Genomic DNA, 14004 nt, shown 5'->3' with positions numbered 1-14004 from the left:
TTTGTAAATTTTATTAATTTAATGTTAATTTTATGTAAATATGTAAATTAAACCCACTGAAATCGCAAATCAAGTCCCGATCTTTTGATTTTATATGCTAAAATCATATTTGTTAACTGGAATTTAATTAAAGTTAACATAATTCTTCAACTATTAGAGGAGGAAATAATGTATAAACTTCGAGGCCATCACCTTTTTTGCCTCTTGGGTTACCGAGGCATGGGTTATTCAAAAGAATATGTGGAGAATATGACACGTTTACATCAAACATTGAGAAAAAATCCTAAGACATGGATTAAACTAACTTTAGGCCCGGACAATTTGTGCGAAAAATATCCAAATTCCGGGAAATATCATTGTCAGGATGTTCATATTTATGAAAGAGATGCAGCTATATTAGAAAAACTTGGCCTTAGAATAGGACAAATCCTAAGTTGGAAGGATATTGAATCACTCATTACCCTACATGTTGACCCTTCAGATATTCAAACTCTTTGTAAGTCATGTTTTTGGAAATCATATGGTGTTTGTGAAGAAGGTATTCGAGATATTCATCATGGTAAGGGCTTAAGAGAAGTGAAATAATTCATCAAAAATTTCAATAATAATTTAAACTCTCCTGTATAATTTCGGAATTTAAAAGCAATCTAATATGTGTTTAGGAGGTGAAACTTTTGTCAAATCCAATTAGAGATAATAAAAAGCAAACTAATAAAACTCAACAAAATGAATCAGGTTCAGCATACAATAGAGAACATGCCGGTCATGTTGAAGGTTATGGAGAACCTTATCCTATTACGGATAACGCAAAAAAAAATGAAAGCACTGATTAAATATCGTTATGTTTAAAGAGTGAATGAGATTATCGTTTGCTCTTTAATTTTCTTTATATATTCCTACTTAGAATTTCACCGGGTAATCCCTCAATTTCGCAAAGCTTCACAGAATTAAATCCATTTTTCAATAAGATTTTTCTGGATGGGATATTTTCAGGATCAATAATTGCTGTTAGGGTATGAACTTTCGTTTGTTTTGCTATTGCTATTAAATGCTTTGCGATTAAATGACCATACCCTTTTCCCCAATAATTAGGTAAGATCATATAGCCAAGTTCAGCTTCTTCGGTTAGGCTTTCATTTATTGTTAAATGTCCGAGTCCAATATATTCTTCTGTTAATCGATCATACACTTTATATGATCCAAACAACTCATCTTTTTGATTTCGAGCTAAAAGTTTTTGATAATTTATTCGAGCTTCTTCTAATGGGATTGCTCTTTCTGTTATTTGTGCCATAACTTGTTCATTTGAAACTAATAGGAAGTAATCATTAAAGTCCTTAGCTTTAAATTTTTCAAAATTTAGTTGGTCCATGATATTCCTCCGACTTATTTCATATATAAATTTACCTTTCCTTCTTCTCTTATTGATAACATATAGTTTAAAGTTTGTAAAAATTATTATTAAACATAAATAACAGTTTGGTTGGACAATCTATATGTGCTTATACCAGAAGGAGGTACATACAATGTACTTTTATAAAGAAGACTTAATTAATATGATTGTTCCAGACAAACCGGATCCACACGCTGCTAAAGTTCTTCAAGAAGCTCTCGGAGGGCAATTTGGTGAAATGCGTACAATGATGCAATTCTCTTTCCAAAGTGCCAATTTTCGAGGAAAAGCAAAAAAGTATAGAGATCTAATTAGAGGAATCTTTTTAGAAGAGCTTAGCCATGTTGAGCTTGTTCAGTCTACTATTAATCAACTTTTGAATGACTCTGGCGGAGAAATGCCAGGTAATCAAGCAGCAGATGCAGCCCCATTAGACGATGTAATTCAGGGGGGAGCAAACCCTCATCATTATATAATGGGTGCTAAATCTTCCCTTCCTGTTGATGCAGGTGGTAACCCGTGGAATGGATCTTGGGTTTATGATCACGGTAACCTAATTGCCAACCTTCTTAATAACGTCGTGTTGGAATCAACTGGTGTTCTTCAAAAATCCAGAATTTACGAAATGAGTAACAACAAAACCCTAAGAGAAACCATTGCATTTTTAATAGTGAGGGACAATGCTCATCAAAATGCATTTGCGAAAGCACTGGAGACTTTAGGAGTTGATTGGGGAAAAATATTCCCAATTCCAAACTATGACTTAAATAAATATCCAGAATGTCGTAAATATGTTGATATGGGCTTCCATAATGCCCAATTCAATTTTAGACTCGACGAAACTTTGATAGGTCAAGTTTTCAGTGGTACCACTCCGAGTAGAAATGGTGGAGAACTAATGGTCACTGAACCTCCAAAAGGATATCCAGTACCGGAAATGCCGGACATGCCAAATGAGCATGCACCTGGTCTATATGATTTAAATAATTAAGAGCCTTCATGGCTCTTTTTTATTTTAAAAATTGTGATGAAAGAGTGAGTACTTGAACAACAAAGGAACTTTATTTCCTTTTCACATAATTGTAAAGGTTTAGTAAGCCAATTATTATCAAAAATAAGGTATAATCCTAATTTGAAACACTACTAAAAAGATATTAATTAGGAGGCTGTAATGGGTGAATTAGACATTATATACATATTGAAAATGATCATAATCGGACTTGTGCAGGGTTTTACAGAGCCTATTCCTGTGTCATCAAGTGGTCATGTCATGATTGCAAGCGAAATATTAGGATTAGGTGAGCAAGGATTTACTTTTGCTATACTGACCAATACTGCTTCATTACTTGCAATCCTTTTTATTTACAGACAAGATATCTTTCGACTTATGAATAATTCCATTGCTTACGTAAAAACGAAAAATCCCCAATATAAAAGTGATTTTCTCTTTGTTTGCTTTATTGTCATTGGGACTATTCCAGCAGGTGTGTTAGGTATTTTATTAAACGACTTTATTGCTGAAAATGTCAGCATGACGATAATTGCCATTATGTTATTTGTAACAGGTATTGCCCTCTGGCTAATCCGTAATTTGAAAGGAACTAAAGACGAGAACGATCTTTCAATAAAGGATGCATTCATTGTTGGTTTAGGTCAGGCAGTGGCCTTAACCCCGGGAATAAGCCGTTCAGGTGCCACGATTATTTCATCCATAGCTGTTGGTATGAAACAAGATACCGCACTTCGCTTTTCATTTATGTTGTATATTCCAGTTAGTCTCGGCGGTGTCATTTTAGGTTTTTCTGATTTTTTAAATGAACCGAATAAAGCTGACTTAGCCGTTCCATATTTAGCTGCCTTTATTGCAACACTATTTATGTCTTATTTTGCGATGAAGTGGTTTATGGGCATTATGAAGAGAGGGAAACTGGTATATTTTACTTATTACTGTTTTATCGTTGGGGTTTTACTATTAATTTTCTTTTGATTGAAGTGCCATCTCCTATCTTTCATAAAAAAACTTTGTTAATTAGCCCTTCTTGTCGTCAAGCACTGTTAAAATTTTTGTAAAGTCTCAAGCCAAAGCCTATGTTTGAAAGATAGTTCTCTAATAATAAGGGGGTATTTAAATGAACAAACTAGATATACAGCAAAAGATTGAAGACCTAAAGATGGAATATAGTAGAATTCAAGGGGATATGGAAAAATTAGAATCCACAGGACATTCAATTGAAAAACTCGAAGAAAAGCTTAGTTTCATTGAAGAGGAACTATCTACCTATCGGAGTGCACTGAAAAAGCATTAAAAATGCTAGGCAGCGAGAGCAATGATTATTAAATTAATTCGTACATAAAAAAAGGGTAGATCTTCTCTACCCTTTTTTTAGTTTGGTATAATATTCGGTGGTGTTTCTCCCTCAAGAGCAATCGCCATATTTTCAGCAGCCAGTTTTGCCATCTTTTCTCTTGTTTCAGCTGTAGCTGATCCAATATGCGGCAATGTGACAACCTGAGAAAGTGTTAATAATGGATTATCCTTTTCAACTGGCTCTTTTTCAAATACATCTAACCCCGCACTGAGAATTCTCTTCTCATTAAGTGCTTTAATTAAGGCAGCTTCATCAACATTTTTTCCTCTTGAACCGTTTATGAAGATTGCTGATTTTTTCATTAAGTTAAATTCTCTTTCTCCAATCATTTTTTCTGTCTGTGGTGTATGAGGAACCATTAAACAAACAAAATCTGACTTCATCAGCAACTCATCTAATGAGCAGTATGTTGCATCAAATTTATTTTCCGCTTCCTCATTCCTCGAACGATTATGGTATAAGATCTCCATATCAAACCCAAATCTTGCTCTTTTAGCAACAGCCCTGCCGATACTTCCCATTCCAATAATACCTAATGTTTTATGATGAACATCTACACCGAAAAGGTCTTCCCCCTTTGTGCCTTCCCATTTCTTAGCCTTTACATAATGATCCAGCTCAGGCATTCTTCTTGCGGTTGCCAGTAAAAGCCCAAAAACAGTATCTGCTGTTGTATCATCCAGCACACCTGGTGTGTTTGTAGCTATAATTTCTCTTTTCTTTAGTTCTTCAATATTAAGATTATCATAGCCAACTGAAATATTTGAAACAACCTTTAAATTTGGAGCTTCTTTCAATAGCTCTTGATCTATTTTCATACCAGCACCTAACAAACCTTGTGCTGTTTTAAGTTCAGAAAGAAAATTATTGTAATTTTCGTCATGTAAATTTGGAAAATAACTTACCTCAAATCTATTTTTCAAGAAACTTAATACTTGGTTTGGCAATTCACGATAAACCACGACTTTATGTTGCATGATGCTCCTCCTTGTGTAAAAAACATTCTATTAATAACTTCAAGGTAAGTTGGAAAAGTCCTGCATACGATTAATAATATACAAGGGTTTTATATCATTAACAATCTAATTCAATAAATGTAAAACCCCCAACGTTCGCAAACATTGGGGATATATATATCATTCTCATTTTAAATATTTAGAGGAATTCTTCTCCAGCTCCCTGCCCCAGAGATATCTTCCGCTTCTTCTGCTGCATAGCCTTCACATATAAATCCTGAAACTTCAGTGCCATCTTGCAGCTCCACTTTTCCGATTCCAAGGGGAGCTGGAATCAACGCAGCAAATTCTCCCAAGGATGAAAGCGGCATATCCCATATTTCCAATTCAATAGTATTTCCACCTGTTTTTTTCTTAATTAAACCAGGTTTTTCCGGTTCTGTTGGCAGTTTAATAAATTGATATTTTTCCGCTGTGACCTCTTCACGAACAAAGGATGCACCAAATTGCAGCATTTGTTTTTCAAGTGGGAAACCTCGCATATGCAGACCACATACTGCGATTTCAATCGTTCTTTGTTTTGGTTTACTCTTAGTAACAAATGCCTCTGCTGCACCTGCAATTAAGCCTTCCTCATGAGTTAATGCAAAGAAAGTAATACCAAACGGAAGATTTTCATCAGCTTCACCTGCCTGAACAGCTACTGCACTTAAATCAAGTAAATTGCAGTGATTTGTATACAATCCCATATCACTGTTCGTTTTTACCGGATCTTCCCGGACTTGATCGCGTGTCCAAGTACCTCCTGCTGTTGGTGTAACAAGTACAGCATCTTTTAATAGAATCTGAGTTTTCCTTTTGAATTCTTGTAATTTGTGCAAGGAGTGAAACACAGATGCTGCATCATATTTTGGCAGAGCTCCGGAACGAAGAACTTTCTCAGTTACCGGGAAAGCTACATCGGGATGATTCGTAATAAATCCCCCTAATTCAGCCCACCTTTCCGCTACAAATGGTCCGTCATAAAGAATGGCTGCTGCCTCACGGAAAAATTCATAATCAATATATTCGATTGAAACTGGAAGCTTCTTCAATTGCTCAACAGTCTGATTCCAAGCGTTTTGATACTCATTTGCATAAGGTCCATAAAAAGAGATGGAATCCTTTGGTAAGCAGATTTTTTTTGGAAGCTTCGCTAGAGGTACCGGCAGATCCCGGGACCAAGGATCATTTTGATCCAAGCCCCTAGCCACAGCATCTACTTGGTAGGCATCTTCTAATTGATGTGAAAATACTGTTACACAATCAAGACTTGCACATGCTGGTACAACTCCTTTTGTAGGCCACGCACCTAAACTTGGCTTTAAGCCAACCAGATCGTTAAGCGCAGCAGGTACGCGTCCTGAACCAGCTGTATCTGTTCCTAAAGCAAAAGCTGCCTGACCTCTTGCAACAGAAACGGCAGACCCAGAGCTTGACCCTCCACTTATAAGCTCTGGACGCAAAGAGTTATGTGTTTCACCATAAGGACTTCGGGTTCCAACTAACCCTGTTGCAAATTGATCTAAATTGGTTTTACCTACTGGAATTGCACCTGCCTCTATTAATCTCTCAACAACAGTTGAATGTTCAGTAGGAATATAGCTAAATTCTGCACATCCAGCTGTTGTTGGGACATTTGCTAAATCGATATTATCCTTTATCGCAAAGGGGATTCCCCATAATGGAAAAGAGTCAAAATCTATCTCAGATAAACGCTCTAAATACGGCTTAATATGTTCCATGTTTGGAGGTGTAATCCAAATGTTCATATCTTCGTCTTGTTTTGAACGTTTGATAATTTCTTCAATCACTTCTTCTGGTGTTAATTGATGTTTTTCATATGTTTCACGTAGCCAGCTGAACGTTAACTTCGTTGAAATTTTCACTTTGCTCATTGTGCCACACCTACCTTTTTTTCGTCATATAGACTTACGATTAATTGTCCAGCATGCACTGAATCCCCAGGCTTTACATAAATCTCAGCAATTTCACCATCACAAGGAGCTGTTTGAGGAAACTCCATTTTCATGCTTTCTTCAATGATGAGAACTTCGCCTTTTTTCACTCGTTGACCTGGAGATACTAGAACTTTCCACACACTTCCAGGCATTGAACAATTCACAGGTATTGCACCCGGAGGAAGTATGTCTTCTTCACCTGAAGATAATGAGTCGGCTTCAGAAACATGCTCTTCAATTCCTTGTTCCTTCCATCTTTCCCTTTCCTCATTGAAAGCAGTCTGTTGACGTTGTTTGAATTGGATGGCACTTTCTTTAATTTCCTCTTGGAAGGTCAAGTACTCTCCAAGATCAAAGGTAGTTTCTGTAATATCAACTTCAAAACGACCTCGAAGGACATCCTCACGCATTTGAAGTAATTCATCTGCTTCCACTGGATAAAATTGAATTTGATCAAAAAAGCGTAATAACCACGGCATACCTGGTTCAAAGCTTTTAGTTGATCTGAGCTTATTCCACACTTGGATTGTGCGCCCAACAAATTGATATCCTCCCGGCCCCTCCATTCCATACACACACATGTATGCTCCACCAATTCCAACTGCATTTTCCGGAGTCCATGTACGTGCAGGGTTATACTTTGTAGTAACGAGTCGATGACGAGGATCTATCGGTGTTGCAACTGGTGCTCCCAAATAAACATCACCTAAGCCCAGAACTAAATAACTGGCATCAAACACAACATTCTTTACATCTTCTATACTGCCCAAACCATTTATTCGTCTAATGAATTCAAGATTATCCGGACACCATGGGGCATCCTGACGAACATTTTGCTGATAGCGTTCTGTTGCTAATTGTACTGAAGGATCATTCCATGAAAGTGGAAGACGGACAATTCTAGATGGTACTTGTATCGTATCAAGCGGCGGCAAACTATGATCAATCTCTAAAACCTTTTTAGCTGCATCTTTTACTGTCATTTTTGATGCGTCGATATGAATTTGTAACGAACGAATTCCTGGAGTTAAATCTAAAACTGGAATTTCATTGCTTTTTTGTATGCGATCCATAAGAACATGTGCCTGAAATCGAAGTAATAAATCAAGTTCCATGTCCCCATATTCCACGAGTATATTTTCATCTCCGCTACAGCGAATTGTAATCGGAATTTGTCGATCAATTGTCTCCCTAGCTAAAACCGGGTATGCTGATGTTATCTCTATTTCAGGCTCTGCTAACTGGACTTCTTGTAACTGTGATAAATTGTTTTCCCCGATTGCATGCAGATTCATTTCTTGGAGCTTGCGTAAGCGATCTGCTTCTTCAAGTGTGATTAGTTTGAATTGAACTGTATCTCCGGGATGAAGCTGACCAATTTTCCAAAACTCGGCTGAAGCTGTTGTTACTGGGCAAACAAATCCACCAAGACTAGGACCATCAGGACCAAGTAATATTGGCATATCACCTGTTAAATCAAGGGTACCAATTGCGTATGCATTATCATGAATATTGGAAGGATGTAAGCCTGCTTCTCCCCCATCCTCACGTGTCCAGAGTGGCTTCGGACCAACAAGTCGCACACCTGTACGGGAGCTATTAAAATGAATTTCCCACTTTGTATCAGTTAATTGTTTTAAATAATCCGGCTGTAAAAATTCTTCTGTACAATGCGGACCAGGAATAACACCAATCGTCCATGTTCTATTGATATTTGGTTGATGAACTATTGGAACTACTTCTTTTCCAACTGGTGTACCAGAGTTATGAACACCAAGAACATCTCCTGTACGAAGCCCTCTCCCTCCGTGACCCCCAAAGTTTCCCAGCGTAAAAGTTGAGGAACTTCCTAAAATCTTGGGCATATCAAATCCGCCGGAAACAAGCATATAGGTTCTCATCCCTACTTTTGTTTCACCAAATGATAAGATTTGTCCTTTCTTAGCCAAAACCGGCTTATATAATGAAATCTCTTCTCCATCAAGCTTTGCTTCCATATCAGCCCCAGTTAAGCAGAACCACATATCATTTCTAAACTGATAAGACCCGCCTCGAAGAGTAAATTCGAGCCCAGGTGCGCTGTCATCATTTCCTAATAATTTATTTCCAATTCGGAAGGACCATGGATCCATTGGACCACAAGGTGGAACCCCTACGTCCCAGTGACCTTTTCTTCCCGGCCAATCCTGAATCGTGGTTTGAATGCCGCCATCGATGACTTCAATCGCATTTTCGACTGCTTTAAAGCTGTTTAGCATTCTTGTGTATACATCACCTGCTATACACTCCTCTTCATGCAATAATGCTTGTAAATATTGGAGATTTGTTGTAATTCCATACATGCGTGTTTCACTTAAAGCTTTGATCAGTTTTTGAATAGCGTCTTTGCGATCTTTTCCATGGACGATGATTTTTGCAAGCATTGGATCGTATAAAGAGGTAACGGTAATTCCATCTCTCACCCATGTTTCATTACGAGCAAGATCTGATAAAATCACTTGATCCAACTGACCCGCACTTGGACGGAAATCATGATGACAATCCTCTGCATAAATACGGGCTTGAATACTATGTCCTGTTGGTTTTGGCACAAGACTCTGTAAATTCTTCAGTTCACCCGCAGCCTCTTTAATCATCCACTCTACTAGATCTACACCTAAAACTTCCTCTGTTACGCCATGCTCTACCTGCAAACGAGTGTTCACTTCCAGAAAATAAAATTCACATGACTCAGGATCATATAAAAATTCAACTGTCCCAGCACTTTTATAGCCAACTTCTTCAGCTAACCTTTTTGCTGCAGCAAACATGTTCTGACGAACGTCTTCAGATAACTTTGGAGCAGGACTTTCTTCGATTACCTTTTGATTTCGACGTTGAATTGAGCAATCACGTTCACCTAAAGTGACAACTTCTCCAAACCCATTACCGAAAATTTGCACCTCCACATGTCTTGCCTTTGCAATGTATTTCTCTAAAAATAAACCACCATTGTTAAAGTTTGTTTCTGCTAAATGGCGGACTCCGTCATATGCAGTACGTAAAGCTGTTTCGTTGTCACAAACACGCATCCCAATTCCGCCGCCACCTGCTGTACTTTTTAAAATAACAGGATATCCGATATTATTCGCCTGCTCTATCGCCATTTCTAAGCTGTCAATTAAATTGGTACCTGAAAGCATTGGTACTCCAGCTTTTTCCGCAATTTCCCTCGCAGAGTGTTTCAACCCAAACAGTTCCATTTGCTCTGGTGATGGACCGATAAAGGTAATTCCATTTTCTTGACATGCGCGGGCAAAATCAGCATTTTCACTTAAAAATCCATAGCCCGGATGAATGGCCTCTGCCCCTGTTTCAATGGCTGTTTTTAGAATTAACTCTGCATTTAAATAGCTATCCTTTGCTGCTCCTTCACCGATCAAAACGGCTTCATTTGCTCCATCAACATGTAAACTGTCTTGGTCAGCTTTTGTATATACCGCTACAGACTTAACTCCAAGTTTTTTCAATGTTCGCTCTATTCTTACCGCAATGGCTCCACGGTTTGCGATTAGTACTTTATTAAACATGTGACACACTCCTTCTAGCGATGTTTTTATATGAACAACCATTCTCGTATGCGTTTAATCTATGATTAACATTATGAAGGACTTTTCTCTACCTTCTTTACCAAGTTTTGTCCTTCATCCCTGTTATGAAAGACTTTTCTCCACCTACTCCACCGAGTTTTGTCCTTCATCCCTGCTATGAAGGACTTTTCTACACCTTCTCCAACCAGTTTTGCCCTTCATCCCTGCTATGTAGGACTTTTCTCTACCTTCTCTACCGAGTTTTGTCCTTCATCCCTGCTATGAAGGACTTTTCTACACCTTCTCCAACCAGTTTTGTCCTTCATCCCTGCTATGAAGGACTTTTCTCTACCTACTCCACCGAGTTTTGTCCTTCATCCCTGCTATAAAGGACTTTTCTCCACCCTCTCTACAGAGTTTTGTCCTTCATCACCTCACCATAAAAATCCTAATCTACTTATCCCAAATCAATACTCGTACTGGTGTCGGATTATAAGCGTTACATGGATTATTCAGCTGTGGACAGTTACTAATTAACGCAATTGTTTTTACAATCGATTGGACTTCGACGTATCTTCCAGGAGCTGAAACTCCGTCAGCAAATGTAAGACCACCCTCTGGTGTAACAGGTACATTCATAAAGAAATTAATATTTGGTGCTAAGTCACGCTTTGTAAATTGTTCATCATATTGTGACAGTTGTAGCATGAATGTGTCGCGACAGTTATGCATTGGTAATGTATCATGTGAATAACGCACTGTATTACTTTGAGCCGAACAGGCACCACCTAACGTATCATGTCTACCACATGTATCTGCCACAATTTTTAATAGCTCTTTATTTGATTCAGATCGTAAAACAGTACCGGTAGATAGGTAAATATTTTGCTGTCCTGCAATCGTTGCCACTGCACTATAGTGATCTTCAGGATCTTCTGCATGATAAAAAAGTGTATCCGCAGCTTGGTTTCCTTCTAAGTCTATGATTCTTAAAACCTGACCAGGTTGTAATGCATGCATCCACCCATCTCCTGCCGGAATCACATGATCATAGATTGCTTCTTCTACTTTTCTCGGGCTTTCTGTATAGTTTAAAATTGCCATAATCTCTTCCTCCTTTTGATATCTTTGAGTTAACAAATATAAAATTCTGTTCCCATTTATATCCTTCTAGAATTCTTTTATTTCAACATAACTGTTTTTATTGATTCACCTAGCAATGCGTGGTATTCCCATGTATTTTCAAAAGCTCTTCGATTTTCCGGACGGAAGGTTACACAAACATCATCATCTTCTACTGGATTAGCCTCAAGGACTTCGATTTTGATCGGTACAGAAGAATATTGATGACTTTGGTCCAAAGGGTTTGGTGTATTTGAAAAAACAAATAATGTGTCCATTTCAGTTCTAAGTGTTACAGTTGCTCCTTCTTTGCAGTGGTCTTCCACAAAGTGCATATTTCCATTTTCATCACAATACACTTTTGAAAATAAATTCAAAACAGGTACAATATCACGTACTCCAAGCCCATTTCTAACGAGCTCTACAGAGAAATTTTCTTCACCACTTCTTAACCAGTCATTTCGTAATTCCTGATAAGTCGTCAGACCATACTTTTCGTCCGTTTGCTTTCGTGTTGTATAACCGGATATGCTATCATGCCAGCCTAAATTATCCTCAACAATGCTTGCTAAAACTCTTCCGTTATCACTTATAAGGACATGGCCTTTAGTTAAATGTGAGGTATGCTGTGCTTTCAATGTATCTGGCATATTATATCGTTCAGTTAAGTTTTGGCCGGTGTACATGAGGGTTGATAAATTTGCTCTATCACCTAATGCAGTGAAACGTACTAATTTTCCTTTGCCAATTATTCCTGACCATTTTCCACCAGCAGGGATTGTTTTATTAAAAATGCTATTCATATGAAGTTTCCTCCTTTAATTTTAAATAAAAAAAGATAAAAGCCCGGGAGATCAATGTCTCCCAGGCTTTTATCCTTCCGTGTATATAGCTATTTTACTAATATAGCCATACGCTCTCTCTCGGTCCAGACCACTTGTTTGAATGAGGGGAGATTCATAACAAGAACGGAACCCTAGACAGCTTTTTCCTTCTCAGTTGAGAAGCTTTATTTAACTATTCTGTATATTCAGTATAGTTTGCATTGTTAGATTTTCAAACTGTTGTGTTAGATTTCCTTACATACTTTTTTCAGTTAGCTGATTTGAGATTGCTACTTTTTCTTCCACTACATCAGTTATAGGCTTTTTAAGGAAACTTGTTCGAATTCCTAAATAAATAAATCCTACCACAATCCATCCAATCCCTATGAAGAGTGTTTGTCTTTCAAGAAGTGTTAACAACCATCCAATAAAACAAGCACCAACTAGTGGAAATAATAAATATAAAAAGGTGTCTTTTATTGTTCGCTGTTTTTGACGAACATAGTAATGTGCAATCACAGAAATATTTACAAACGTAAATGCTGTTAAAGCACCAAAGCTTACAAATGTGACAGCCGTATCTAAATCAATTGCAATTGAGAAAAACGAAATAATCGTAACAAACACGATATTTAAGACAGGAGTTTTAAATTTTGGATGAATATATCCAAATACTTTGTTAGGCAATATTGATTCTCGTCCTAGAGCAAATAAAAATCTTGTTACACTCGTTACAGATGAAACACCTTGAGTAAAAGTTGCAACAATTAATACTGTTGTAAAGATTGCACTTAGTAAATTGCCTCCCACCATTTGAATCAATTCAGCTGAAGCGGTGTCCACATTAACAAACGTGAAGTCCGGATAAGCGATCTCAGTTAAATATGCAATCGCAATATATAATACAGCGGCAATACAAACAATTAAAAAGATAGCTCTTGGGATCGTTTTTCGGGGATTAACTGTTTCTTCTGCCATTGTTGTCACGGCATCAAACCCTAGAAAACAAAAGCATATTAGAGCTGCCCCAGAGAAAATTGTTCCGATTGAAAAGTCACTGGAAATGAAAGGTTGCATTGAGAATAACGCCATGCCATCTCCACCAGTGAGAATATCCTTAGTAACAAACACACAAAAGAACACAATAAAGATCACTTGGAAAATAACAGAAAATCCACTTACTCTAGCAACAGATTTAATTCCTATAATATTAACAAATGCTAAAATCAAGTTTAATACTATAATCCATACATACACCGGGATACTTGGAAACTGTGCATTTAAAAAAAGGCCAAAAGTCAAACACGCAATGATAGGGGAAACAATATAATCTAAAAGCAAGGCCCATCCTACTAAAAATCCCATCTTTTGATTAACTGCTTTTTTAGTATATGTGTAAGCAGAGCCTGAAATTGGGTAAGCCTTCACCATTCTACTGTAGCTATAAGCAGTAAAGAAAATAGCTATAAATGCTACAACATAAGCAGCAGCAAGCATCCCTCCAGCTGCCTCAAATGCAACCCCATAAACTGTAAAAAAGATCATAGGTGTCATCCATGCGAGCCCTAAAAAAACAACACCAAACGTATTGAGTGATTTTATTAATTCCGGAGTTTCTGTCTTCATGAAAACCTCTCCTTTATAACTGAATATTCTGAATTAATAACTTAAACAAATGCACAATGTCATGTGTGCGGAAACTATCTTGCTTACTACCTGGTAAAATATTTTGAGTGAAAAGGGATAATCGCTTTTAGAGGAAAAAAATAAA

General features: G+C 37.4%; 12 protein-coding genes and 1 riboswitch. Of the genes, 5 read left to right on the top strand and 7 right to left on the bottom strand.

The genetic code is table 11. From position 1 onward, the window contains the following. The first annotated feature begins 168 nt into the window (after positions 1 to 168). Both HWV59_RS09060 and HWV59_RS09055 read left to right on the top strand, forming a co-directional pair. Positions 169 to 585 carry a DUF1284 domain-containing protein gene (locus HWV59_RS09060; protein WP_102232237.1) on the top strand — a complete coding sequence of 139 codons (417 nt, stop codon included), beginning with the start codon at positions 169 to 171 and terminating at the stop codon, positions 583 to 585. 89 nt (positions 586 to 674) lie between these two features. Continuing rightward, positions 675 to 833: a hypothetical protein gene (locus HWV59_RS09055; RefSeq protein WP_175638690.1), complete on the top strand. Its 159-nt coding sequence runs from the start codon at positions 675 to 677 to the stop codon at positions 831 to 833. 53 nt (positions 834 to 886) lie between these two features. On the opposite strand, the gene HWV59_RS09050 is transcribed toward HWV59_RS09055, so the two are convergent. Continuing rightward, positions 887 to 1372, bottom strand: a complete 486-nt coding sequence (locus tag HWV59_RS09050; protein ID WP_102232236.1) for a GNAT family N-acetyltransferase — start codon at positions 1370 to 1372, stop codon at positions 887 to 889. 154 nt (positions 1373 to 1526) lie between these two features. Here HWV59_RS09050 and HWV59_RS09045 point away from each other — a divergent pair, with 154 nt between their 5' ends. From HWV59_RS09045 to HWV59_RS09035, 3 genes are all read left to right on the top strand, one after another. Further along, positions 1527 to 2384: a manganese catalase family protein gene (locus tag HWV59_RS09045; RefSeq protein WP_102232235.1), complete on the top strand. Its 858-nt coding sequence runs from the start codon at positions 1527 to 1529 to the stop codon at positions 2382 to 2384. 180 nt (positions 2385 to 2564) lie between these two features. Further along, positions 2565 to 3380 (top strand): undecaprenyl-diphosphate phosphatase, encoded by an 816-nt coding sequence (locus tag HWV59_RS09040; protein WP_102232234.1) that lies wholly within the window; start codon positions 2565 to 2567, stop codon positions 3378 to 3380. A gap of 142 nt (positions 3381 to 3522) precedes the next feature. Beyond that, a complete protein-coding gene (locus tag HWV59_RS09035) occupies positions 3523 to 3699 on the top strand; it encodes an SE1832 family protein (RefSeq protein ID WP_175638689.1) in 177 nt (58 codons plus the stop codon). A 77-nt stretch (positions 3700 to 3776) separates the two neighbouring features. Here the strand turns inward: HWV59_RS09035 and HWV59_RS09030 are convergent, their stop codons facing one another. The 6 genes from HWV59_RS09030 to HWV59_RS09005 all read right to left on the bottom strand — a co-directional run bounded on the left by HWV59_RS09030 (position 3777) and on the right by HWV59_RS09005 (position 13859). Next, a complete protein-coding gene (locus HWV59_RS09030) occupies positions 3777 to 4739 on the bottom strand; it encodes a 2-hydroxyacid dehydrogenase (RefSeq protein ID WP_102232233.1) in 963 nt (320 codons plus the stop codon). A gap of 170 nt (positions 4740 to 4909) precedes the next feature. Beyond that, positions 4910 to 6655 (bottom strand): allophanate hydrolase, encoded by a 1746-nt coding sequence (gene atzF, locus HWV59_RS09025; protein ID WP_175638688.1) that lies wholly within the window; start codon positions 6653 to 6655, stop codon positions 4910 to 4912. Then, positions 6652 to 10287: an urea carboxylase gene (gene uca, locus HWV59_RS09020; protein ID WP_175638687.1), complete on the bottom strand. Its 3636-nt coding sequence runs from the start codon at positions 10285 to 10287 to the stop codon at positions 6652 to 6654. The genes atzF and uca overlap by 4 nt, the downstream gene beginning before the upstream one ends. Positions 10288 to 10740: 453 nt before the next feature. Then, complete coding sequence (locus tag HWV59_RS09015; RefSeq protein ID WP_175638686.1) at positions 10741 to 11391, bottom strand: urea amidolyase associated protein UAAP2; 651 nt, start codon at positions 11389 to 11391, stop codon at positions 10741 to 10743. Positions 11392 to 11468: 77 nt separating this feature from the next. Further along, positions 11469 to 12212 (bottom strand): urea amidolyase associated protein UAAP1, encoded by a 744-nt coding sequence (locus HWV59_RS09010; RefSeq protein WP_102232229.1) that lies wholly within the window; start codon positions 12210 to 12212, stop codon positions 11469 to 11471. A 56-nt stretch (positions 12213 to 12268) separates the two neighbouring features. Continuing rightward, positions 12269 to 12400: riboswitch (guanidine-I (ykkC/yxkD leader) on the bottom strand. Positions 12401 to 12488: 88 nt separating this feature from the next. Further along, a complete protein-coding gene (locus tag HWV59_RS09005) occupies positions 12489 to 13859 on the bottom strand; it encodes an APC family permease (RefSeq protein ID WP_102232228.1) in 1371 nt (456 codons plus the stop codon). Positions 13860 to 14004: the final 145 nt, after the last annotated feature.

It is taken from the genome of Metabacillus schmidteae (genome assembly GCF_903166545.1).
Lineage (GTDB): Bacteria > Bacillota > Bacilli > Bacillales > Bacillaceae > Metabacillus > Metabacillus schmidteae.
This window is presented reverse-complemented; position numbering and strand designations above follow the sequence as displayed.